This is a genomic window from Streptomyces sp. NPDC001980 (assembly GCF_040296885.1).
Classification (GTDB): domain Bacteria; phylum Actinomycetota; class Actinomycetes; order Streptomycetales; family Streptomycetaceae; genus Streptomyces.
Genome location: NZ_JBEOYD010000014.1, coordinates 79,696 through 103,104 on the forward strand (window position 1 = coordinate 79,696; position 23,409 = coordinate 103,104).

Below are 23,409 nucleotides of genomic sequence, written 5' to 3' on the forward strand. Positions count from 1 at the left end.
CGGCAGACGGCAGACGGCAGCATTCCAGCGGAGCGCTCAGCGGGCCTCAGGTGTCGAGCGCGGTCAGGTGGTTCCGCAGCGCCGCGGTGATCTCTTCCGCCGCGGCGAGCTGGTCCGGGGTGAGGGCGGCCACGAACAGCTCCCGTACGGCGCGCAGATGAGGCAGGGACGCGTTCCGGAACGCCTCCGCGCCCTCCGGCGTGAGCACCACCTCGGCGCCCCGGCTGTCGGTGACGCACTCCTCGCGCCGGATCAGCCCGCGCCGCTCCATGCGGCCGATCTGGTGCGAGAGGCGACTGCGCTCCCAGCCGACGCGGGCCGCCAGTTCGGAGGACCTCAGCCGCCGCCCGTCCGCCTCACGCAGGGCGAGAAGCACGGCGTAGTCGCCCGGTGACAGGGAGCTCTCGCGCTGCAGGCGGGACGAGAGCTCGGAGCGGAGCGCTTCCGTCGTCTCGATGAAGTCCCGCCAGATCCGCAGTTCTTCAGGGCTGGGGAATTCCCTCCGTCGCGCTGCCATCGTGCCGCCACTCCTCTTGTTGACACGTCAATCATATGCGAGCGATGATTGACGCGTCAACTACTCGAAGGAGCCCCGTCATGCCAGCCCCCGCGTCAGACCCCGTGCCCGACTCCGCGTCCGACCTCGTCTTCGGTCTCGACACCTTCGGCGACGTGCCGCAGGACGACTCGGGAGCCCCGGTGTCCTACGCACGGGCCATCCGGCAGGTCGTCGACGAGGCCGTGCTCGCGGAGGAGACCGGCGTCGACGTCATCGCCCTCGGCGAACACCACCGCCCCGAGTACGCGGTCTCGTCCCCGGAGACCGTCCTCGCCGGCATCGCCACGCGCACCCGGCGGATCCGGCTGGCCTCCGGCGTGACCGTGCTGAGCTCGGACGACCCGGTCCGCGTCTTCCAGCGCTTCGCCACCGTGGACGCGCTCTCCGACGGGCGGGCGGAGGTCATCCTCGGGCGCGGCTCCTTCACCGAGTCGTTCCCCCTGTTCGGATACGACCTGAGCGACTACGACGTGCTGTTCGAGGAGAAGATCGAGCTGTTCGCCAAGCTGCTGGAGGAGAAGCCCGTCACCTGGAGCGGCACCAAGCGGGCGCCCCTCGAAGCCGCCGACGTCTTCCCCAAGACCGAGTCGGGTCACTTGAGTACCTGGGTCGGGGTCGGGGGCACCCCGCAGTCGGTCATCCGCACCGCCCGCTACGGATTCCCGCTCATGATCGCCATCATCGGCGGCTCCCCGGAGCGGTTCGCGCCGTACATCGACCTGTACCGCCGCGCCGCCGACCAGTTCGGTACGACCGCGCACCCGGTCGGGATGCACTCGCCGGGGTTCGTCGCCGACACCGACGAGGCGGCCCGGGAGCAGCACTGGCCGTCCTACCGGGTCATCCGTGACCGCATCGGCGCGCTGCGGGGCTGGCCGCCGATCCGCAGGGAGGAGTACGAGGCCGAGATCGAGCACGGCTCCCTGTACATCGGCTCCCCGGAGACGGTCGCCCGCAAGATGGCCCGTGCGGTCAAGGCGCTCGGCGTGGGCCGGTTCGACCTGATCTACACCAGTGGGGCACAGCCGGTCAGCGCCCGCCTGCGCGCCGTCGAGCTGTACGGCACGAAGGTGATCCCGATGGTCCGCGACCTCCTCGCCGGCTGACGCCGTGAACGGAAACGGAGCGGACAGGAAGGCCACCGGCGTGCGCACGGTCGGGATCCTGGGGGCCGGCAAGGTCGGCACCGTACTGGCACGGCTGGCGCTGGCGGCCGGCTACCGCGTGCTGATCGCCGGATCCGGCGACCCCGCCGCGATCGCCCTCACCGTCGAGGTCCTCACCCCCGGTGCCGTCCCGGTCGGCGCCGCGCAGGCCGCGGCGGAGGCGGACGTGGTCGTCCTGGCCCTGCCGCTCGGCAAGTACCGCGGCATTCCCACCGGAGAACTGCGCGGCAAGCTCGTCGTCGACGCGATGAACTACTGGTGGGAGGTGGACGGCGTCCGCGCGGACCTCACCGACCCGCTGACCTCCTCCAGCCAGACCGTGCAGGCGTACCTGCCGGATGCGCGGGTGATCAAGGCGTTCAACCACATGGGCTACCACGACCTCGAGGACGGCGCGCGGCCCGCGGGAACCCCTGGCCGCAAGGCGATCGCGATCGCCGGCGACGATCCGGACGGCCTCGCCACGGTCGCCCGCCTCGTCGACGCGCTCGGCTTTGACCCCGTGGTGGCGGGCCCGCTCGCCGAAGGGGTACGGCTGGAGCCGGGCACCGAGCCCTTCGGCGCGAACGTCGGCGCCGAAGAACTGCGTGCGATGCTCGACCGGTTCCCGGAGTCCGACCGCGGACGCGCCGTGATCGCCGCACGGGCGGCCGCCGCGGCGCCGACCGGACCCGCCGCCTGAACACACGTACGGCAAGGCCGGTTTGCACGCCCGGGCACATCGTCCCGATCGTGCGGTGCGGGCACGGTTCGTCCGCTTCGCCCCCGGTGTTTCGGTACGGTGGGGGCCGCTCCGCGGAAGGGCCCCGGTGCGGTTCCCCGAGCGCTGACACAGCATCACGGACCGGGCAAGGAGACAGCATGCTCTCGGACTCGATCGTCTTCGGCGCCGGGGGCTTCATCGGCCGCTCCCTGGTGGCGGAACTCCTGCGCCGGGGCCACCGGGTGGCGGCCGCCGTGCGCGGCTCCGGTGACGGGCTGACGGCGTGGCTCGACGGGCAGGGCGTGGACCGTGCCGCTCTGACGGTGGTCCGGGCCGACCTCACCGCCCCCGGTCTGGGGCTGCCGGCGGACGGGCTGTCCGGGGTCCGCGACGTCTACAACACCGCCGCGCGCTTCGCGTTCGGCATCACGGCGGCGCAGGCCCGGGCGGTCAACGTGACGGGTGCCGTGCAGGTGGTCGCCTGGGCGGCGGGCCTGCCGAAGCTGCGCCGGGTGGTGCACATCAGCGGCTACCGCATGGCCGCCGCGGACGGCCGGCCGCCGGACTACCGCCGGCTGGGCGCGTACGAGGCGTCGAAGCAGGAGGGCGACGCCGCGGTGCGGGCCCGCGCCGGCGAGCTGGGGGTTCCGCTGAGCGTCGCCAATCCCAGTACGGTGATCGGGCCGGGCCAGTACCTCGGCCTGGCCGAGGTGGTCTCCGGGCTCTGGCAGGGCCGGCTGCGGGCCCTGCCCGGCGGTCCCGGCGTCTTCCTCCCGGTCGTGACCCTGGACCACTTCGTCCGGTTCCTGGCCGCCCTTCCGCAGGACCCCGGGAGCGCGGGCCGCACCTACTGGGTGCTGGACGACTCCACTCCCGAACTGCCCGCACTGGTCGGCCTGCTGGCGGAGCACATGGGGGTGCGCTCCCCCGGCCGCTCGGTCCCGGTGGGTGTGCTGCGCAGGCTGCCCCGGGCGATCACCCGGGCGGATCCCGAGACCCTGTCGTTCCTGTCGACCGACCGCTACGACACGGCCGCCGCCCGCGCCCTGTCCGCGGCGCACGGACTGTCCATGGCGCCCGTGCGGCCGGCGCTGCGCCAGTGGGCCGACGACCTGGTCGCCACCCGCTTCGGCCGCTCCGGCCCGTCCCGCCGCCCCTACGGCTTCCACAGTGTGGCGGGCACCCGCACCTGGGTGACCGGGGAACGGCGGCGCCCCGGTTACGTGCTGTTGCACGGACTCCTGCTGAGCGCCGACGCCTGGGCGGGGACGGCGGACCACCTGGACGCGCCCGCCCTCGCTCCCGACCTGCCCGGCTTCGGCAGGTCGGGAGCGGGCGCGGGAACTCTCGACGACTGGCTCGCCGACCTGCTGCGCCCGGTGGAGACCCGGCCGGTGCTGGTGGCGCACTCGCTCGCCTGCGGCCCCGCACTGCGCTACGCCGCGGCCCGGCCCGACCGGCTCGCCGCGCTCGTGCTGGTCGCCCCGGCCTTCCTCCAGCAGCCGTCCGCCGCGGTGCTGCGTTCGCCCCTGGCCGTACCGCTGCTGCGCACGGCTCCCGCCTCCCGCCTGGCTCGTTCACTCGGCCTGTCCGAGGAACCGGGCCTCGACGCGCTCGCGCTGGACCTGCGGCGCGCCGGGACATCACGCCGGGTGGTCGCCGCCCTGCGCGACGCCCACCGGCAGCGCACTGAACTCCGCCGAGTACTGCGGGAGTTGCGGCTACCGGTGGACATCGTCGTCGGGTCGGCGGATCCGCTCACCGAGCCCGTGGACACGCCGGTCACGGTGATCGAGGCCGCGGGGCACTGTCCCCAGCTCACCCGTCCGGCGGCCGTGGCACGCCTTCTGACGTCCTGCCGGGACCGGGCCGGCACCCGGTAGCGGCGCCCCGGACCGGCTCCGCCGTCCGCTACCCGGTGAAGGCGAGAACCACGTTGTGTCCCCCGAATCCGAAGGACGTGGACAGGGCCGCCCGGACGGATGCCCGTCGCGGCCCGCCGGACACCAGGTCCAGCTCGATCCCGTCCGACGCCTTGTCCAGGTTGCGGACCGGCGGGATCAGGCCGTGTACCAGGGTGAGGACGGTGAAGACGGCCTCGACCGCGCCGGAGGCGCCCAGGAGGTGGCCGGTGGCGGACTTGCAGGCGGTGACCGCCGGATGCGGACCCACGGCCTCCTGTACGGCCCGGGCCTCGGTGGCGTCGCCCAGGGGCGTACCGGTGGCATGCGCGTTCACATGGCCGATGTCGGCTCCGGCGAGATCCGCGTCCCGCAGCGCCGCCCCGATGGCCCGCACCTGGCCCTCCGCGGCGGGGAGCGTCACGTCGTACGCGTCGGACGTGACCCCCGCGCCCGACAGGGTCGCGTGCACGTGCGCGCCGCGCGCCCGCGCGAAGTCGGCGCGCTCCAGTACGACCATGCCCGCGCCCTCGGACATGACGAACCCGTCGCGGTCCTGGTCGAAGGGCCGGGACGCCAGGTCCGGGGCGTCGTTGCGCAGGGACAGGGCGCGCATCCGGGCGAACGCGCCGAGCGCCAGCGGGTGCAGGCAGGCGTCCGTGCCACCCGCGACGACCACGTCCGCCCGGCCGGACCGGATCAGCAGCATGCCGACCGCCAGCGCCTCCGCGCCGGACGCGCAGGCGCTGGTCGGGGCATGCGTGCCCGCCCGGGCCCCCAGCAGCAGGCCGACCGCCGCGGCGCTGCCGTTGGGCATCAGCATGGGCACCGTGTGCGGTGAGATGGCGCGTGGGCCCCGTTGCTCCAGCCGGTCGTCCTGTTCGAGGAGGGTGAGCCCGCCGCCGATGCCGGTCCCCACGACCACCGCGAGCCGCTCGGCCTCGACCTCCGGCGCGCCGGCGTCCGTCCACGCCTCCCCGGCCGCCACGACCGCGGCCGCCTGACTGCGGTCGAGGCGCCGCCGCTGGACCCGGTCCAGCCGGAAGGCGGGGTCCTCGCACATGCCCCCTGCGATGCGGACGGGCAACTGCTCGGCCCAGGGGGTGTCCAGCCGGGTCACGCCGGACCGGCCGGACAGCAGCGCCGCCCAGCTGGACGGCACGTCACCGCCGAGCGGGGTGGTGGCTCCGAGGCCCGTCACCAGCACCTCGGCACTCGGGGGTGTACGCCGGCCGGCGTGGGGCCGGTTCGTCTCAGTGGTCGCGGGCAGCATGACGGGTTCCTTCCGCGCGGTGTTCCGGTCTCTTGCCTTGCGTCGCCGGCGGGATGTTCCCCGGCGTCTCCCAGGACGCCGGGGGGAGCCCGGCCGTCACCAGCGCCATGATGGCGATCAGTAATTCCCCGGAGGTGAGAATTTCTTCGGCCCTTTCCATGCCTTTCCTGAACTCTTCGAATATCGGCCTTTTTCTTCGGCACACCTGCCCGGAGAAATCTACTCGCCCGGAACGACCCGGCGCCTCACTCCTTTTCACGAGATCGAGGCAGGTCCGGGAGACCACACAAAGGACCATTAGAACTATTAACAGCCCACAACCTGTCCTATTTTATGCAGATAGCCCGACGGCGCCCCCTCTATTGCACTTGTTGCAGCGACGCTTGAACACCCTGCATAGTGAGGTAGTAATGCCGCAGGGGGAACGAAACCAGCAGGACCTTGCATTATTCCGCCCATCCGAAAGGAGAAGTCCATTCGTGCCTCAATACGGTGAGGGGCAGTTATTCTCGGCCACCCAGGACGTCCGTGTCCTGCGCTGGCCGGTCGAGGTGCAGGAACTGGAACAGTTGCGGCGCCGCGGAATCCTCCGCCTCCTCGTGGTGGAGAACGGCGCGACGCCTCCGGTTCCGAGCGACTCGCGGGAGGACTGGATCCGGGCGCCGGTCAGCAGGGCCGACTTCGCCGCCCGGGTCGCGGCGCTCCGGGCCAGGGCCGGCACGCACCGGATCCCCGTCCTCGACCAGGACGGGCTGCTCCGGTACGGCACCCGGATGGTGCCCGTGTCACCGACCCAGATGAACCTGCTGCAACCACTGGTCGAGCGGTACGGCACCCTCGTGGCCCGGCACGAACTGATCGCCCTGCTCCGCGACCGGCGCGGCACGGCCAGCCAGAACGCCCTGGACCTGCACATCATGAGAATCCGGCGCAAGGTGGTCTCCCTCGGGCTGCGCGTCCGGACCGCCAACGGACGCGGATATCTCCTCGAATCGACGGACTGATCTTCACAACAGCCAACGAAACGAGCCCTGTTGAGCGCCATGCGCTCAACAGGGCTCGCGCGGAGCACCGCAGGCTCACTGGAGCGCCCGCGGAGCGCGGGAGCCGGTCCACGGGCGGACGGGCTCCGGGCAGGACGGCGCCATCAGGCCCGTCCGGTAGGCGTGGATGACCGCATGTACCCGGTTGCGCAGGTTCAGCCTTTCCAGCAGCCGTTGCACATGGGATTTCACGGTGTTCTCGCTCAGCACCAGCACCGCGGAGATCTCCGTATTGCTCAGTCCCTGGGCGAGCAGCCGGAACACCTCCCGCTCCCGCCGGGTCAGCAACTGGAATCCCGCCGCCCCCGCCGCCGGAACACCGGGGAAATCCACGGCCTCGGGAAACCGGCCGTCGCCGCCCCCCGAAGGACCCTGCTCCCCGAAGAAGATCCGGTAGCCGGCCGCCACGACGTGAATCGCGGACAGCAACTGATCCGGGGTGACCCGGTGCAGCACGACTCCGTGCACTCCGGCCCGGAGGGCGATCCCCGCACCCGGGCCGCACTCGTGGGCCATGAGCAGCACGCCGGGCCCTTCGTCGCCGCAGCACGCGGACAGCTCGTCGACCAGTTCCACGGCGTCGGCGGGGCCCGGGAGAGCGCCGGCGAGCAGCAGACGCGGTCGGAGTTCACGGGCCTTCGCCACCGCACTCGCGACGTCGGACACCTCGCCGACCACCTCGATACCGCCGTCCTCGTCGAGGACGGACCGGATTCCGGTGCGGGCTATGGACCGCTCGTCCGCCAGCAGGACCCGGATCGGTGAGCTCATCACTGTCCCCTCCCGTCCCCTCCGACCGGACATGCCGATGGCGGGCATGCCGTCACACCAGGTCGCCCACGCACCCCGGCACCGCCGGTTCGGGGTCGGCGGGGCGGCCGCCGCGGGGGCGCCGCGGTACCAGCAGGACCGCCAGCGCTCCGCAGGCGATCAGGGCGACGCCGGTCCACACCGCCGGAACCATGCCGTCCGTGAACCGGTCCGCGGTGGTGAGGTCCCCGTGCGCGGAGAACACCGAGGCGAGGACCGCGATGCCGAGCACACCGCCGAGTTCGCGCAGCGCGCTGATCGACCCGGAGGCCATGCCGCGCTCCCCGGCGTCGACCGCGCTCATCACCATGTTCGCGGTGGGTGTGAAGTAGCAGGTCATGCCGAGGCCGCACAGGACCAGGGCGGGAATCAGCGACGGATAGGGGACCTCGGGCGAGACCCGGGCGGCGATCCATCCCAGTCCGAGGGCCTGGAGGGCGAGGCCGAGCGCGACGATGGTGCGGCCGCCGACGCGGTCGGAGACCAGGCCGACCAACGGCGCCACGAAAATGGGCACCGCGGTCCACGGCAGGATCCGCAGGCCCGCCTCCAGGGGTGTGTAGCCGCGCGGTCCCTGGAGGAACTGGGTGAGCAGGAAGACCGAGCCGAACATGCCGGCGAACATCAGCAGCCCGGCGGCGTTCATGGCGCTGAAGGTCCGGTGGCGGAACAACTTCATCGGGAACATGGGGTGTTCGACCCGCAGTTCCCAGCGGACGAAGGCGATCAGGACGGCCGCGCCGCCGGCCAGCGAGAGCAGGACGCGCGCGCTGGTCCAGTGGTCGGCGTGACCGTTGATGATGCCGAAGACGATCCCGAAGAGCCCGGCACTGGCCAGGACCGTGCCCACCAGGTCCAGGCGCGGGCTGGGGCCGTGGCTCTCGGTGAGCTTCCACCGGGCGACGGGCAGCAGCAGCGCGCCGATCGGCACGTTGATCCAGAAGATCCACTGCCAGCTCAGGTGTTCCACCACCGCGCCGCCGAGGAGCGGGCCCATCGCGATCGCGACGCCCTCCACGGCACTCATCGCGCCCAGCAGGGCACCGCGCCGCCGCTCGGGCGCCGCTTCCGTGAGGATCGTCAGGTTCAGCGGCATCAACAGCGCGGCGCCCAGGCCCTGTACGGCGCGGGCGGCGATCAGGGCGCCGATGCCGGGGGCCAGCGCCGCCCCGGCCGACGCGACGACGAAGACGCCCAGCCCGATGCCGAACATCCGCCGTCGGCCGAACCGGTCCCCGAGTGCCGCGCCGGTCAGCATGAGCACCGAGTAGGTGAGGGTGTAGGCGTTGACGGTCCACTCCAGTTGCTGGATGCTCCCGCCGAGGTCCTCGCGGATCGACGGCAGGGCCGTGATGACGACGAGGTTGTCGAGCGACACCATGGCCACGCCCAGGCCACAGCAGAAGAACGTCCACAGCACGTTCCGTTGCCGAACACTCATGTCCACCTCCGTGGTCGCGATGGCTGCGCGGGCGCCGGCGGCACGGCCTCGCCCGGTCTGCGTCATGAGGCCGCGCGTTCCCGGCCGGTTCGTCGCCGGTGAACGCGCGGCCGTGGGTCGGAGCTTCGGGCCCGGCGGCTCAGGAGACGTCGCGGTCCACCGCGGCCAGCGGTGCCCGGCCGGCGCCGGAGCGCCGGGCCAGCCGCAGGAGCTCCGGCAGCAGTGCCCCCAGTTCCACCGGCCACCGCACCCGGGTGCGCCACCGCTCCCCGAGCGGCCTGGCCTGCTGGTGCACGTCGAGACGGACCTCGGGCCGCACCCGCTGCCCGGTCAGCAGCCGCACCACCATGTGGGAGCTGATCACGCCGAACGCCATGGCCGTGTAGGCGACCTGCGGAAAGCTGTAGTCGGTCCGGGCGTGGTTGGCCCGGATCTCGGCCAGCATGTCGGTCGGCACGTGCCGCAACGGAACGGCCCGCCGCAGCAGGTCCCACATGTCGTAGCGGTCCGCGTCGTGCGGGCCGACGGCCCCCGCGAACGGTTCGCGGACGTGCCGGTAGTCGTAGCAGCGGACGTACTGGGTGCCCGCCATGTCCCAGCCGGTGATCAGGGGCAGTCGCCGCTGTACGGCGTGGCGGTGCAGCAGGAGTTTGGCCCGCCACCCCTCGGGGGTCGTCACGTCCACCCCGTCGATGATCACCTGGCAGGCGGCCGTCAGCTTCTCGACGGTCTGCCCGGTGACTCCTTCGGTGAACACCTCGACCGAGGCGTGCGGGTTGATCGCCCGTACCCGGTCCCCGGCCAGCGCGGCCTTGTTCCGGTCGAGGTCGGCGACGGTCGCCGACTGCCGGTTGAGATTGTTGAGTTCGTAGGTCCCCGGGTCGGCGAGGACGAATTTCTGCAGACCGAGCCGGGTGAGTGGTTCGACGGCGGCGCCGCCGATCGATCCGCAGCCGGCCACCAGGACGGTGGCCGTGCGCAGCGCCCACTGATCGGCCTCGGGCACCACACCGGCGTTCCGGGCGGTCAGCTCCGTGTAGAACCGGGCATTCGCCGTGGGCCCTCCGGCCGTCTCGGGCATCGGTTCCCTGTCGCCGTTCGTCACCTGTGAGCCCCTCCTCGTGCGGGATCGGGACGGTGTCCCGTACGCGTCCTGCGGGCGGCCAGGGTGGTGATCACGGCCTGCCACGAGGCCAGGTCGCTCGTCCCGTCGAGGTAGGAGCGGACCACGTCCCGGTACCACGCGATGTCGTCGGGCACCGGGGCGGCGAACGGCTTGGCCACGACCGTCTGCCGGTAGATCGGCGCCATGGGATCCGATGGGCAGAGATATGGCGAGGTGCCCTCGACGACGTGCAGGTCGAAGCCGACCAGCCGCAGATGGCGCAGGGCGACGTGCTCCTTGGCGTCGCCGAGTACGACGCGCACGCCGTCGCCCAGTGCGAGCAGCGCCTCGCCGATGCCCAGCATGAGGTGCCAGGGGACGCGGGTGTGCTGCTCGTCCCGTGGCATCGCCTGGTCCCGCAGGAACCGCTTGAACTCGAAGGCCTGGTGGGTGCCCAGGCCGGGCCGTGCGTACCTCCCCAGCAGGTCGATGCGGTGCGCCGCCTCCGTCGGGAACGGGGTACGGCACGCGGAGTCCAGGGGCAGGCTCTCGTGGTCCGCCGAGCAGGCCAGTCCCACGTAGCCGCGGATCTTCCCGGAGCGCGCGCACAGCGTGACCGTGTGGATGTTCTCCACGGGCGAGTGCGGCAGCGGTTCGTGGAAGGCCGCGGTGCGGTGGACCGCGTCTTCGGAGATCCAGTTCAGCCGGAGGTACTGGGCGAGGCGGAACCCCAGCATCCCCTTGAGGTAGCGGGCGGGGAACTGGCTGTCGCGGCCCGTGACGGTGACCAGTGCGCCGTCGGGGTCCTCGACGAGGGAGAGCGGGTCGCCCCGCAGCTCCAGGGGCAGCCGGCGGTAGCTGAGCCGGTCGTGGAGGCTGATGATGTCCCGGGCGTAGCGCCGGGCGCGGGGATCCCGGGTTTCGGCGGGCTCCGGGGCCGGGGCGTCGCGTAAGCCGGGGCCGGCGGCTCGGCCGGCGGCGCTCACCACTCGTCCTTCTCGGCGTAGAGGCTCTCGGTGACGGCGAGGGCCAGGACCTCGGGGGTGCCCTCGTAGATCCGGGTGCCCAGCGCGTCCCGCATCGTCTTCTCCAGGCCGTAGGAGCGCAGGTAGCCGCGTGCGCCGAGCAGGGACAGGGCGGTCTCCGCCACGTCGATCGCGGTCCGGTCCGCGAACAGCTTGGCCGCGGCCGGTTCGTAGACCGGCGGCGGAAGTTCGTTGTCGACCTTGTCCGCCGCCCGCAGGTACAGCATGCGGGCGGCGTCGACCTTGGCCGCCATGCCGGCCAGCTTCGCCGCCGTGAACTGCTGGTCCTTGAGGGGGCGTCCGCCCTGGACCCGCTCGCCGCACCAGACGATCGCCTGTTCCAGGGCGCTGCGGGCCACGCCCGTGGAGATGCCGGCCACCGCGGCGCGCGCCATGTTGCTCTGCGCCATGTTGATGGCCATGCCCTCGCCCTCCGCGCCGATCATGTACTCGGCGGGCACCCGGACCTCGTGGAACTCCAGCTCGCTGCCGAGGCAGGCGCGGTATCCCATCTTGTCCGCCACGGGTCCGCGGACCACTCCGGGCAGGTCGAGGGGGACGATGAAGGAGGTGAGCCCGGTCGCGCCCGGACTGCCCTCCATGTTGGCGAACACGGAGGCGAACGCGGCGACCTTCGCGTTGGTGATGAACCGCTTGCGGCCCGTGAGCACGTAGTCGTCCCCGTCCCGGCGCGCGGTCGTCACGTTGCGCGCGTGTCCGGCCTGGGAGGGGATGATGAGGTCGCAGCCGGCGTCCTCCTCGGTGACCGCGTTGCAGGCGAGGACCGGTTCGTCGCCCGAGAACAGCGGCAGGAAGCGGGCCTGCAGCCGCGGGTCGCCGGACAGCAGGACCGGCGCCTGGCCGAGCAGCGTGGCGCCGAAGATCAGTGCCGTGCCCGGGCAGACCGCGGCCACCTCCTCCAGCGCGGTGGCGACGCCCAGCATCCCCACCCCCAGGCCGCCGTACTCCTTCGGGACCGCCGCGCGGGTGAGACCGATCCGGTGGCCCTGGCCGACGAGGTCCCAGTCGAAATGGGCCGCCGGTTTCTGGTCGAGTTCCTGTACACGCGGTTCGACGACGTTCCGGGCAAATTCTTTTGCGGCCTCCCGGAACTGTTCGACGTCGTTCGGCAGCACGTCGAAATTCAGCGCCGTCTCGGACACGGATTCGGAGAGAGCGGTGTTCACGTGCGGTGTCACTCCTTGTGCGTTGGTTCGGTGTTCGGGACGGGTCGACCCGCGTCGGTTCACGCGCCGACGCCGGCGGCGGCCGCGATGTCGGGGTACCGGTCGAACGCGGGCCGCAGCATCGGCACCAGCTCCAGTACCTTGGCGACCCTGCCGCGGATCCGGAGCCGGCCCGTGGCGATGGCGACGGGCACCAGGAGCCGCCCCATCCACAGCGCGTGCGCCGTGTCGCAGGACATCCGGAGGGTGATCGCCGCCGGCCCCGCCTGCTCCGCGCCGATGCGGACGCCGCCCTGCGGTGACACGAAGATCTCGCAGTCGGGCTTCGTGTGGACGAGGCGGACGGACAGCCCCTCCTGCCGGGCCCGCGCCACGAAATCGTCGTCCTCCAGCAATACGGTGAACAAACTGCTGAAGACCTTCACGGCCATTTCACTGGACGGAAAAACGGTCATGTTCCCCCTTCGTTCTTCGCTTGCTTCGCCTGCACGAAAGTGCCCGTGAAAGAACGTTAGAGGGCCGTCGCGACCGGCTTCCACCGTGCCAACATAAGGCCGAAGGGAAGCAGAAAGGACACGGAAAGAAGGCGCGTGAACCGGGCGACGGAAAACAGATACCGAAAAGGAGAGCGATCAGGGGGACCCGGGCGGCCTGATCCAGCCCAGCGACCGTTCGACGGCCCGCTGCCAGTTGTCGTACTCCGACTCCCGGTGGCCGGCGTCCATTCCCGGCAGCCACCGGGCGGCCGGGTGCCAGTTGCGGCGCAGGACCTCCAGGTCCGGCCAGTAGCCCGCGGCGAGCCCGGCGGCGTAGCCCGCCCCCAGGGAGACCGTCTCGGAGACCATGGGCCGGACGACGGGCACGTCGAGCACGTCGGCGACGAACTGCATGAGCAGGTTGTCCGCCGTCATGCCCCCGTCCACCTTCAGCTCCTTCAGCGCCACGGCCGAGTCGGCGTTCATGGCGTCGACGACCTCACGCGTCTGCCAGCCGGTGGCCTCCAGGACGGCCCGCGCCAGGTGCCCGCTGGTGATGTAGGAGGTGAGGCCGACGATGACGCCGCGTGCGTCGCTGCGCCAGCGGGGTGCGAACAGGCCGGAGAAGGCGGGGACGATGTAGCAGCCGCCGTTGTCCTCGACGGTCCGCGCGAGTGTCTCGATCTCCGGCGCGCTGTTGATCAGTCCCAGTCGGTCGCGGAACCACTGGACCAGCGCGCCGGTGACGGCTATCGACCCTTCCAGGGCGTAGACCGGCTGCCGGTCCCCGATCTTGTAGGCGACCGTCGTGAGCAGTCCGTGCCGGGACCGTACGACATCGGTACCGGTGTTGAGCAGCAGAAAGCTGCCCGTTCCGTACGTGCACTTGGCCTCGCCCGGGGAGAAGCAGGTCTGGCCGAAGAGCGCCGCCTGCTGGTCGCCGAGCGCGGCCGCGATGGGAACGCCGGGAAGCTGCGAGCGGGCCTCGCCGTAGGTCTCCGCGGAGGATCGGATCTCGGGCAGCATCGGACGGGGGACGCCGAAGAACGCCAGGAGTTCCTCGTCCCAGGTGAGCGTGCGGATGTTCATCAGCATGGTGCGGCTGGCGTTGGTGGCGTCGGTGATGTGCAGGCCGCCGTCGGCACCGCCGGTGAGGTTCCAGATCAGCCAGCTCTCCATCGTGCCGAACAGCACCTCGCCGTCCTTCGCACGCTGTTCCAGGCCTTTGACGTGGTCGAACAGCCACCGGATGCGCAGCGCCGAGAAGTAGGTGGAGGGCGGCAGGCCGCACCGGTCGAGGAAGAACTCCTCTCCGGGCCGGACTCTGAGTTCCTCGACCAGCGGCGCCGTGCGGGTGTCCTGCCAGACGAGCGCCCGGCCCAGCGGGGTGCCCGTACGCCGGTCCCAGAGCACCGTCGTCTCCCGCTGGTTGGCCAGGCCGATGGCGGCGACCTGGCCCGCGTCGACGGCCGTACCGGCGCCGGTGAGGACCTCGGTCATCACCCGTCGCAGGTTGTGCCAGATCTCGACGGCGTCGTGCTCGACCCAGCCGGGCCTGGGGAAGTGCTGCTGGTGCTCCCGCTGCGCGACCGACACCAGCCGCCCGCCCCGGTCGAACAGGATGCATCGCGTGGAATTGGTGCCCTGATCGATGGACATCACATAACGTTCCACCATGATCGGGTCCGCCTTCCGATGGGTCGCGGAGTGAGCGCGGGGCGAGGGGGGCTTACCAGCGGGCGGCTCCCAGGTCTCGGGAGATCGCTCTCGCGGCCTCCCGGATCAGCGTGATCAGGCTGGGCCGGGGGCGGCCCTGGCTGTCACAGATCCTCTCGACGGGGCCGGACAGCCCGATGGCGCCGACGACGAGTCCGCCGTGCCCCCGGATCGGCACGGCGAGCCCCGCCTCGCCCATGCTCATCTCCTGTACCTCGGTGGCCCAGCCGGTTTCCCGGACCTCGGCGAGCGCCCGGGTGAGCTGCTCCTTGGTGACCAGGGTGTGCCGGGTGTACGCGTCCAGCCCCGATTCCACGGCGGAGTCGACGGTCGCGGTGCCGTAGGCCAGCAGCACCTTGCCCAGCGAGGAGGCGTGCAGGGGCAGCAGCGCGCCCACGTCCAGGGTCTGGAGGGTGTCGTCCGGCCGGAACACGTGATGGACGACCAGGACCATGCCCTCCAGGGGGGTGCCCAGCCGCACCGCCTCCCCGCTGCGGGCGGCCAGGGCGTCGGCCCAGTTGATGGACCGGGACCGCAACTCGTTGACGTCGAGATAACTCGTGCCGAGATGCAGCAGGGCGGCTCCGAGCTGGTACTTGCCGGTCGTCGCGTCCTGCTCCACGAAATCCACGTGCTGGAGCGTGCGCAGAATGCCGTGGGCGGTTCCCTTGGCCAGCCCGAGGGAGGCCGCCACCTCTCCGAGTCCGAGTCGGCGAGGCCCACCGGCGAGCAGGCGCAGGATCGCGGCCGCCCGTTCGATCGACTGGACCGGACCGGTCATGAAGCGAGCTTATTACCGTCTCGGCAGGTCTGCCGTGCGTGCGGAGGGCCGCCGCGGCGGCGGAGTGAGGGGCGGCGTTCGGTAATGCCGACCCACGTTCATTGACCCGACCCTGTGTGTCTCTTTAGCGTGCTCTGAGGCCTGGCAACGTGCCGAGGTGCGTGATGCAGGGCCTGTGGCACTGACCCCTGGAGACACGAGATGGCGGTACAGCTCAACACGCGGGTGCGGGGGGCAAGCGAATACGTCTTCCCGATGGCACCCGTCGCCGGTGCCGTCCCGGACGTGCGTCGACGGGCCGGCGTGGTTCTGGCCGCCTGGAAGGTGTCCCCGGACGTCATCGAGGACGCGCTGCTGGTGGTGTCGGAACTGCTGACCAACGCGATCGTCCACGCGCTGCCCCCGGCGGTGCTGCGGCTTTCGTGGATGCGCGACGCCGGGCTCGGCACCCTGCGCATCGAGGTCACCGACGCGGGTCCCGCGCGTACGGCGGGACAGCCGCCCGCGGGGATAGACCCGGACGAGCACGGCCGGGGCGAGGGGATCGTCCACGCGCTGGCAACCCGGTACGGCATCCACACGCGCCCGGGCGCGGTCACCCGGTGGGCAGACCTCGTCGCTGTGTGAGCGCCCCGAAGGGGCGCTGGGGGTCCCCCCCGGAGGAACTGAGCAACCAGCCACGACGGCGCCGCAGTCGACAGACGGCACATCGCGGCACTTCCGGCGGAGCGCTCAGGCACCCCTCCCGTCAGTGACCGGCACCCGACGAGAACACTGCGGCGGACCGCCTTCCCCCGTCCGCGCCGACAGCGGCGGTCCAGGTGCGCGACACCACGGGGACGGACTCGTGGCCGCCAAACCCTTCCGGTTCCGGAGCGGCCGTTGCCCGCGCCTCCGATGCGGACGGGACCACTTCCGCCCCGTCGTCCTGCATGCGCAGGAGAAGCAGTGCCGCGTCGTCGTGCAGCCGGCCGCCCACATGCGCCAGCAGTTCGTCGTGGACCGCGGAGAGGATGTACTCCGGCTCGCCGGACACGTGGCGGGCCATCCTTTCGGCCAGCGGGTAGAACTCACGGGCGCGGTCGCGGGCCTCGATGACCCCGTCGGTGTAGAGCAGCAGCTGGTCGCCCTCGGCGAAGGGCAGGATCTCCAGGCAGGGGGGCTCGTCGACGAGGACGCGCAGGCCGAGCGGCGGAGCCGGGCGGGTGGCCTCGACCGCGAATACACCCCCCGACGCGGGTATCAGCAGGGGAGGCGCGTGTCCGCAGTTGACCACCTCGAGCTGACCGGCGCGCGGGTGTCCGACGACCACCGCGGTGACGAAGTCGTCGGGGCCGAGGTTGCGCGCCAGGCTGCGCTCGATCCTGCCGACGACGGCGAGGAGATCGGGCTCGTCGTAGGCGGCCTCGCGGAAGACGCCGAGGACCAGCGCGGCGATCTCCACGGCCGGGAGCCCCTTGCCGCGTACGTCGCCGACGATCAGCCTGACCCCGTGCGGGGTGGGCACCACGGCGTAGAGATCACCGCCGATACGGGCCTCCGCCGCGGCCGCGCTGTAGCGGACCGCCACCCGGAACGGGCCGACGGTCTCCGGGATGGGCTTGAGCACGGCGTGCTGGGCAGCCTCCGCGACCGAGCGGACGGCTGCGAGCACCCGTTCCCGGCGCCCGCGCAGTGCGCTGGCGAGGGCGCTCGCCAGGGTGACGGCCAGCACGGCCGCGAGCACGGCCGCGAGCTCGTGCCCCGGACCCGCCTCCCGGAACCCCAGGGCCGCGCCCAGTACCGCGGCGAGGAGTCCCACGCACAGGACGCCTCGGGGACCGTTGGTACTGGCGGCGAGCGCCGGACCGGCCGCCAGCAGCGGGAGCCAGAACATCCCCGAGCCGGCGAAGACATCGACGAGCGCGATGCCGGAGACGATCAGAACCGGCACCACGGGCATGCCGGCGGCCAGCTGTGAGGCGGCGCGCCTGGGGACCGGCGCTCCGAAGCCGGTCACCGGCTTCCGGAGCGGCCGCAACGGCCAGTGGTTGCCACCATGGTCTCGCGCCTGCCTCATGTCTCTTCCGCAATCCTCACCGGTAGGAGCCTTAAGCCCGACTTATCCGTTTCATCCAGGAAAGTGGTTAGGCCTACAAGCCACAAGGAGTGGGATTTCAGATAGTGAGCGACAGGCCTCTGGTCACGCGGTCCGCGACCGGGATCAGCCGGGCCCTGACCTCCGGGAGGCGGGCGAGCCGTTCCGCCGGGAGGGAGACGCCCAGCGAGCCGAGGACGTCACCGCGGTAGATGGGGACCGCCACGCACACCGTGCCCAGTGCGTACTCCTCGAGATCCGTGACGGCCGGCGCCAAGGGAGCGGCGTCCAGACTCCTGAGCAGCTCCGGGAGGGTGGTGATGGTCCGTGGCGTCAGGTCGGCGAGATCGTGCCGGGAGAGGTACTCGCGGCGGGACTCCTCGTCCAGTTCGCGCAGTACGGACTTGCCCAGCGCGGTGGCATGCCCGGCGTCCTCGAACCCCACCCAGAGGTCGACCCGGGGCGTGCGGGGGCCGTCGACGATCTCCGCGACGCTGATCTCGCCCCCCTCGTAGAACGTGAGGTAGGTGGCGGTGCCCAGCTCGTCGCGGAGCGCGGCGAGGGTCGGCCGGACCCGGCTGAGCAGCGCCTGACTCTGCCCTGTGGTGTGCAGCGTCTCCAGCTTGTCGCCGAGGACGAAGCCGCCGTCGCCCAGCTTCCGCAGGTACCCGTCGTGGACCATCGTCCGCAGCAGGTGATAGGCGGTGGCCAAGGGCAGACCCGTCTCACGTGCCAGCTGCTTCGCGGGCGCGCCGTTCTCGTGCACGCTCACTGCCTCCAGCAGCCGGAAGGCACGCTGCACGGACATGATGAGCGTGGGCTCGTGAACGCTCATGCAACCAGCGTGCCCCCGACACCCCGCGCGAGCAAGGCAAGGGGCTCTTGCGACGAGGTGGACACACGCGGCGTTCCGAGGCCGCCTCCCGTCAGCGTCTCCGTCAGCGTCTCCGCGTGACGAGCAGAAGGTGGGGATCGCTGATCACGCGGTCGATGATGTGCGTGGCGGCGCCGCGGGCCGCGGCGGCGAAGCCCAGGTCGGAGACGGCGAGCTCGCCCGTTCCCGGGGTCGGGGGCGCGAGGAGCCGGGACGCGAGCGCGGTGCGGGCGGGGGCCATGATCCAGCGGGCCACCGCGGTGAAGTAGCCGCCGAGGACGATCACGTCGGGGTCGAACAGCGCCGCGATGTTGGCGCAGCCGGTGCCGACGTACTCCGCGAGCCGGGCCAGTGCGCCCAGCACTGTCTCGTCGCCCTGCTCGGCGCGCCGGACCACGCGGGCGATGCGTTCCTCGGAGGACTCCCCCGCACCGGGCCCGGCGGACGGCTCGGCGACCTCGGCGAGCAGCGCCTCCAGCCCCACGAACGCCTCCCAGCAGCCGCGCCGCCCGCAGCCGCAGAGCGGGCCCGCCGGATCCAGGAGCATGTGGCCGACCTCGCCGCCGTAACCCCGGGCGCCCAGCAGCGGCCGGCCCTGCACGATCAGGCCGCCGCCGATGCCCACGTCGCCGGTGACGTACACCAGGTGCTCGGTGCCGGCGTGGCTGCCGACCCGGTACTCGGCCAGGGCGGCCCGGTTGGCCTCGTTGCCGACCGTCACCGAGCCGACCCGGTCACCGAGCTCGGCGGTCAGCAGCTCGGCCACCGGCACGTCGTGCCAGCCGAGGTTGGGGGCGCGGCCCACCACCCCGCGGCGCTCGTCCACCAGACCGGGGACGGCCACGCCGAGGCCCGCGACGAACGGCCGGCGTTCGGTGTCCGGCCGCTCCGGGAGGGAATCCAGCCAGGCGGAGCACGCCTGGGCGAGGGCCGCGAGGCTCGCCTCCGCACCGGCCCGGTGGGCGTCGAAGGGACGGTGCCAGTGGTGCACCTGACGGTTCGCCAGGTCGACCACCAGCAGGGTCAGATAGTCGACGTTGACCTCGGCGCCGATCGCCAGCACGTGCCGTCCGGCCAGCCGCAGTTCGGTGCCCGGCCTGCCCTGCCCGCCGCCGGTCGCGACCCCGGCCTCCTCCACCAGGCCCAGCTCGATCAGCGAGCCGACCAGCCGGGAGACCGTGGCCCTGGTCAGCCCGGCCCGGGCGGCGATCCCGGCGCGCGAATCGGAGCCGACCGCCCACAGGTGGCGCAGCACCAACTCCTGGTTGTTGCGCCTGATGTCGGTGTGCCCGGCGCGGGCCGGGACGCTGGCTGAACGCGCGGAGAGCAAGGGTGTCCTCCTGGGGCTCCGAGGGGTGTGAGTGGCTCGGGGCATACGCGCGGACTTGACAGGAACACGCACCAGTCTATGTTTTGGTTCGAACCAAAACATAGAACAGGTCGCCGCGCCCGTCCGCCCAACTCGCCTGTTTCGCAAGGAAGTTCACTGCCGGCTCGACCACCCCGGCTGCCGATCCACGCCATGGCGCGGCCCGCTCATCCAACGCCGCCGATCTCTGTCTGCGGCGTTGCCCTCCAGCATTCCACCCAAGGAGGCAACATGAGCTCGAGATCCACCTGTTTACGGTCCACGGCCGTCGCGGTCCTCTGCTCCCTGGGCCTGCTCAGCACCGCGCTCGCCGCCCGTCCCGCCTCGGCGGAGCCGGCGAAGGCCAGGGCGAGCAGCACCGTGCCGATCTATCTCGACACCTCGTACTCCTTCCAGGAGCGGGCGGCCGATCTGGTCTCCCGGATGACGCTGGACGAGAAGGTCCAGCAGCTCCACACCAACAACGCCCCGGCGATCCCCCGCCTCGGCGTGCAGCAGTACACGTACTGGAGCGAGGGCCAACACGGCATCAACACCCTCGGCGCGAACAACCGCTCGGGCTCAGCGAGCGGTGGAGTGCACGCCACCAGCTTCCCCACGAACTTCGCCGCCGCGATGACCTGGGACAGGGAGCTCATCCATCAGGAGACCCAGGCCATCTCGGACGAGGCGCGCGGCTTCCTGGACAAGTCGTTGTGGGGCACGGGCCAGAACAACCTCGGCAACTCGGCGGACAACTACGGGTCGCTGACCTACTGGGCGCCCAACGTGAACATGGACCGCGATCCGCGCTGGGGCCGTACCGACGAGGCCTTCGGCGAGGACCCGTACCTGGTCTCGCAGATGGCCGGGGCGTTCGTGAACGGCTACCAGGGCCAGAACCAGGACGGCAGCAGGCAGACGAAGTACCTCAAGGTGGCCGCCACCGCGAAGCACTACGCGCTCAACAACGTGGAGAAGGACCGCACCGGGATCACCTCGCAGGTGAACGACACCGACCTCTACGACTACTACACCGCCCAGTTCAAGAGCCTCATCGAGAAGGCCCATGTCTCCGGCCTCATGACCTCCTACAACGCCGTCAACGGCACGCCGTCGGTGGCGAACACGTACACCACCAACCAGATCGCGCAGCGGACCTACGGCTTCCAGGGCTACATCACCTCGGACTGCGGAGCCGTCAGCACCACCTACCGCTCCTTCCCCGGCGGCCACGACTGGGCCCCACCCGGCTGGACCACGGACGGCAAGGACACCAACGCCACCTGGACCAACACCGCCGACGGCAGGAAGATCTCCGGCGCGGCCGGCGGCCAGGCGTACGCACTGCGCGCCGGCACGGACGCCAACTGCACCGGCGCCGAGGCCACCCCGCAGAACGTGGAGCAGGCCATCCAGGCCGGCATCCTCAGCGAAGGGGTGGTCGACACCTCGCTGGTGCACCTGTTCACCGTGCGGATGGAGACCGGCGAGTTCGACCCGGCCGTCGGCAACCCCTACACGAAGATCACCAAGAACGTCATCGAGTCCGCCGACCACCAGGCCCTCGCCACCAAGGTCGCTGACAACGCTGTCGTCCTGCTCAAGAACGACGAACTGGCGGCAACGGGCAAGCCACTGCTGCCCGCCGACGCCGCGACACTGAACAAGGTGGTCGTCCTCGGTGACCAGGCCGGGAAGACCACCCTGGGCGGCTACTCCGGCGAGCCCACCCACCAGACCGACGCCGCCGACGGCATCACCGCCGCGGTGAGAGCCGCCCACCCGGACGCCCAGGTGGTCTACGACGCGGCCGGCACCTCCACCACCGCCACCGGACCCGCGCAGCTCAGCGCTCGGACCCAGGCGGACGTCAAGGACGCGGACCTGGTCGTGATCGCGGTCGGCACGGACACCAGCGTTGCCACCGAGGCCAAGGACCGCACCACCCTCGCCCTGCCCGGCAACTACGCCGACCTGGTGGACCAGGTCACCGCACTGGGCAACCCGCGTACGGTGCTGGACATCCAGTCGGCCGGCCCCGTGGACATCGAGGCGCTGAGGGGCAAGGTCCCGGCGATCGTCTTCGCCGGCTACAACGGGCAGTCCCAGGGCACCGCGCTGGCCGACGTGCTGTTCGGGAAGCAGAACCCGAGCGGGCACCTGAACTTCACCTGGTACAAGGACGACTCGCAACTGCCCGCGATGTCGGACTACGACCTGACGGCGGGCGCCACCGGCGGACTCGGCCGTACCTACCAGTACTTCACGGGAACGCCCAGCTATCCCTTCGGTTACGGGCTGAGCTACACCTCCTTCCGCTACTCGCACACCCGGGTCGACCGGACGTCCGTGAACGCCGACGGCAGCGTGCGGGTCTCCTTCGACGTCACCAACACCGGCAGCACCGCGGGGGCGACCGTCGCACAGCTCTACGCGGCGACCTCCTTCACGGTGCCGGGAGCCGAACTCCCCAAGGAGCGCCTGGCGGGCTTCCAGAAGACCCGGGTCCTGCAGCCCGGGCAGAAGCAGCACATCACCCTGAAGGTGAACATCCCCGACCTGGCCTTCCGGGACAGCAAGGCCGCCAGGTCCGTGGTGTACGCCGGTACCTACCGCTTCCAGGCCGGCCCGGACTCGGCGACCGTCGCCGGAGCGGCGAACGTGCGGGTGCACGGCCGTCTCACCCCGCACGTGCAGTACGTCACCGTGCAGCCCGAGGCGGTGGTCCACCAGGCCGGCGACACCATCGACCTGACCGGCACCAACCGGTGGATCGAGGACGACACCGACCCCGCACAGCAGCCCGGCCGCACCATGTCGGTCACGGCGGACCATGTGGTCGAAGCCGTCAACACCGACGGGTCGTTCGTGGATCTGACCAGGACCCGGGTCCGGTACTCCAGCAGCGACACCTCGGTCGCGACCGTCTCGGCCAAGGGTGTCGTCACCGCGGTCGGCAACGGCGTGGCGACGATCAGGGCCACGGTCGGCGGCGTGACCGGAGGCGCGGTGATCCGCGTCGGCCACCCGCTCGGCGTCAGCGGCGGCGGGGTGCTCTCCTCCGGTACGGCGGCCACCTTGACCACCACCTACACCAACACCGGGCCCGACGCGCTGAGCGACGTCCAGGTCGCCCTGACCGCGCCCGCCGGCTGGAGCGCCACCGCCGTCACCCCGCCCGCCTTCGGCTCACTGGCGCCGGGTGCCAAGGCCGTCACCACCTGGAAGCTGACGCCCGACGGAAGCACGCCGGCGCCGGGCAACTACGCCGTCTCCGCCTCCGCGACCTATCAGGGCGCCCGCAGCGACGACCAGGCGGCGACCAGGGTGCTGGTGCCGTACGCCGACTTCGCCACGGCCCGTAACAACATCGGGATCGCCGACGACGCCAACCCGGGCGGGGCCGACATCGACGGCGAGCACATCGGCCTCTCCCAGCAGGCGCTCGCAGCGGCCGGCGTCGCCTCCGGGAGCGCGGTGAACCACGGCGGGCTCACCTACGACTGGCCCACCACCGGCACCGGCGCGTACGACAACATCGCCGCGCTCGGCCAGACGGTCCCGCTCACCGGGGTCCCGGCCGGGGCCACGAAGCTGGGTCTGCTCGGCACCAGCGCGTACGGCGACGGCTCCGGCTCCGGGCTGATCACCTACACCGACGGCAGTACCCAGGCGTTCTCGCTGACCTTCCCCGACTGGTGGTCCAACACCGCCCCGCCCGGCGGCGACATCCTCGCCTCCACCCCGTACCTCGACACGGCGGACGGCAAGAAGGACCAGAAGGTGAGTGTCTACGCGCAGACGGTGGCGCTGGCGGCCGGGAAGACCCCGGCCTATCTCACCCTGCCGGACATGGGCGCGCCGGTCGCCGTGAACCAGGTGTCCCTGCACGTGTTCGCGGTGGCCGTGGGCTGAGCCGCC

Annotated in this window: 19 protein-coding genes; 6 read left to right on the forward strand and 13 right to left on the reverse strand. The window is 71.7% G+C overall.

Translation table 11 applies throughout. The annotated features are described in order from the left end of the window. Positions 1 to 46: 46 nt before the first annotated feature. Entirely contained in the window at positions 47 to 517 is a 471-nt protein-coding gene (locus ABT137_RS22445; RefSeq protein WP_351711514.1) for a MarR family winged helix-turn-helix transcriptional regulator, read from the reverse strand. Positions 518 to 597: 80 nt separating this feature from the next. Here ABT137_RS22445 and ABT137_RS22450 point away from each other — a divergent pair, with 80 nt between their 5' ends. From ABT137_RS22450 to ABT137_RS22460, 3 genes are all read left to right on the forward strand, one after another. Beyond that, positions 598 to 1,665 carry an LLM class flavin-dependent oxidoreductase gene (locus tag ABT137_RS22450; RefSeq protein WP_351711516.1) on the forward strand — a complete coding sequence of 356 codons (1,068 nt, stop codon included), beginning with the start codon at positions 598 to 600 and terminating at the stop codon, positions 1,663 to 1,665. Between the two features lie 40 nt (positions 1,666 to 1,705). Next, positions 1,706 to 2,407 carry an NADPH-dependent F420 reductase gene (locus ABT137_RS22455; protein WP_351711518.1) on the forward strand — a complete coding sequence of 234 codons (702 nt, stop codon included), beginning with the start codon at positions 1,706 to 1,708 and terminating at the stop codon, positions 2,405 to 2,407. Between the two features lie 179 nt (positions 2,408 to 2,586). After that, positions 2,587 to 4,311, forward strand: coding sequence for an alpha/beta fold hydrolase (locus ABT137_RS22460; protein ID WP_351711520.1), 1,725 nt, complete (start codon positions 2,587 to 2,589; stop codon positions 4,309 to 4,311). A 28-nt stretch (positions 4,312 to 4,339) separates the two neighbouring features. Here ABT137_RS22460 and ABT137_RS22465 read toward each other — a convergent pair whose 3' ends face one another. Then, a complete protein-coding gene (locus ABT137_RS22465) occupies positions 4,340 to 5,602 on the reverse strand; it encodes a beta-ketoacyl-[acyl-carrier-protein] synthase family protein (protein ID WP_351711522.1) in 1,263 nt (420 codons plus the stop codon). Between the two features lie 479 nt (positions 5,603 to 6,081). Here ABT137_RS22465 and ABT137_RS22470 point away from each other — a divergent pair, with 479 nt between their 5' ends. Beyond that, a complete protein-coding gene (locus ABT137_RS22470) occupies positions 6,082 to 6,606 on the forward strand; it encodes a helix-turn-helix domain-containing protein (RefSeq protein ID WP_351711524.1) in 525 nt (174 codons plus the stop codon). A 75-nt stretch (positions 6,607 to 6,681) separates the two neighbouring features. On the opposite strand, the gene ABT137_RS22475 is transcribed toward ABT137_RS22470, so the two are convergent. The 8 genes from ABT137_RS22475 to ABT137_RS22510 form a co-directional block, all read right to left on the reverse strand. After that, entirely contained in the window at positions 6,682 to 7,416 is a 735-nt protein-coding gene (locus tag ABT137_RS22475; RefSeq protein ID WP_351711526.1) for a response regulator transcription factor, read from the reverse strand. 52 nt (positions 7,417 to 7,468) lie between these two features. Then, on the reverse strand, positions 7,469 to 8,896 hold the full coding sequence (locus ABT137_RS22480) for an MFS transporter (protein WP_351711528.1): 1,428 nt from the start codon (positions 8,894 to 8,896) through the stop codon (positions 7,469 to 7,471). 139 nt (positions 8,897 to 9,035) lie between these two features. Then, a complete protein-coding gene (locus ABT137_RS22485) occupies positions 9,036 to 10,001 on the reverse strand; it encodes a HesA/MoeB/ThiF family protein (protein WP_351711530.1) in 966 nt (321 codons plus the stop codon). After that, positions 9,998 to 10,987: a hypothetical protein gene (locus ABT137_RS22490; protein WP_351711532.1), complete on the reverse strand. Its 990-nt coding sequence runs from the start codon at positions 10,985 to 10,987 to the stop codon at positions 9,998 to 10,000. Before ABT137_RS22490 ends, ABT137_RS22485 begins: the two co-directional genes overlap by 4 nt. Continuing rightward, entirely contained in the window at positions 10,984 to 12,213 is a 1,230-nt protein-coding gene (locus ABT137_RS22495) for an acyl-CoA dehydrogenase family protein (protein ID WP_351711534.1), read from the reverse strand. Before ABT137_RS22495 ends, ABT137_RS22490 begins: the two co-directional genes overlap by 4 nt. 59 nt (positions 12,214 to 12,272) lie before the next feature. Next, positions 12,273 to 12,668 (reverse strand): hypothetical protein, encoded by a 396-nt coding sequence (locus tag ABT137_RS22500; protein ID WP_351711536.1) that lies wholly within the window; start codon positions 12,666 to 12,668, stop codon positions 12,273 to 12,275. 177 nt (positions 12,669 to 12,845) lie between these two features. Then, on the reverse strand, positions 12,846 to 14,366 hold the full coding sequence (gene glpK, locus ABT137_RS22505; protein ID WP_351711538.1) for a glycerol kinase GlpK: 1,521 nt from the start codon (positions 14,364 to 14,366) through the stop codon (positions 12,846 to 12,848). Positions 14,367 to 14,418: 52 nt separating this feature from the next. Further along, complete coding sequence (locus tag ABT137_RS22510) at positions 14,419 to 15,186, reverse strand: IclR family transcriptional regulator (RefSeq protein WP_351711540.1); 768 nt, start codon at positions 15,184 to 15,186, stop codon at positions 14,419 to 14,421. Between the two features lie 201 nt (positions 15,187 to 15,387). Here ABT137_RS22510 and ABT137_RS22515 point away from each other — a divergent pair, with 201 nt between their 5' ends. Further along, on the forward strand, positions 15,388 to 15,813 hold the full coding sequence (locus tag ABT137_RS22515; protein ID WP_351711542.1) for an ATP-binding protein: 426 nt from the start codon (positions 15,388 to 15,390) through the stop codon (positions 15,811 to 15,813). A 121-nt stretch (positions 15,814 to 15,934) separates the two neighbouring features. Here ABT137_RS22515 and ABT137_RS22520 read toward each other — a convergent pair whose 3' ends face one another. From ABT137_RS22520 to ABT137_RS22530, 3 genes are all read right to left on the reverse strand, one after another. After that, positions 15,935 to 17,245 carry a PP2C family protein-serine/threonine phosphatase gene (locus ABT137_RS22520; RefSeq protein WP_502984564.1) on the reverse strand — a complete coding sequence of 437 codons (1,311 nt, stop codon included), beginning with the start codon at positions 17,243 to 17,245 and terminating at the stop codon, positions 15,935 to 15,937. Positions 17,246 to 17,342: 97 nt separating this feature from the next. Continuing rightward, a complete protein-coding gene (locus tag ABT137_RS22525; RefSeq protein ID WP_351711544.1) occupies positions 17,343 to 18,098 on the reverse strand; it encodes an IclR family transcriptional regulator in 756 nt (251 codons plus the stop codon). 103 nt (positions 18,099 to 18,201) lie between these two features. Continuing rightward, positions 18,202 to 19,467, reverse strand: a complete 1,266-nt coding sequence (locus ABT137_RS22530; protein ID WP_351711546.1) for an ROK family protein — start codon at positions 19,465 to 19,467, stop codon at positions 18,202 to 18,204. Positions 19,468 to 19,737: 270 nt separating this feature from the next. Between ABT137_RS22530 and ABT137_RS22535 the strand changes: the two genes are divergently transcribed. Beyond that, on the forward strand, positions 19,738 to 23,403 hold the full coding sequence (locus ABT137_RS22535; protein ID WP_351711548.1) for a glycoside hydrolase family 3 C-terminal domain-containing protein: 3,666 nt from the start codon (positions 19,738 to 19,740) through the stop codon (positions 23,401 to 23,403). The last annotated feature ends 6 nt before the right edge of the window (positions 23,404 to 23,409 follow it).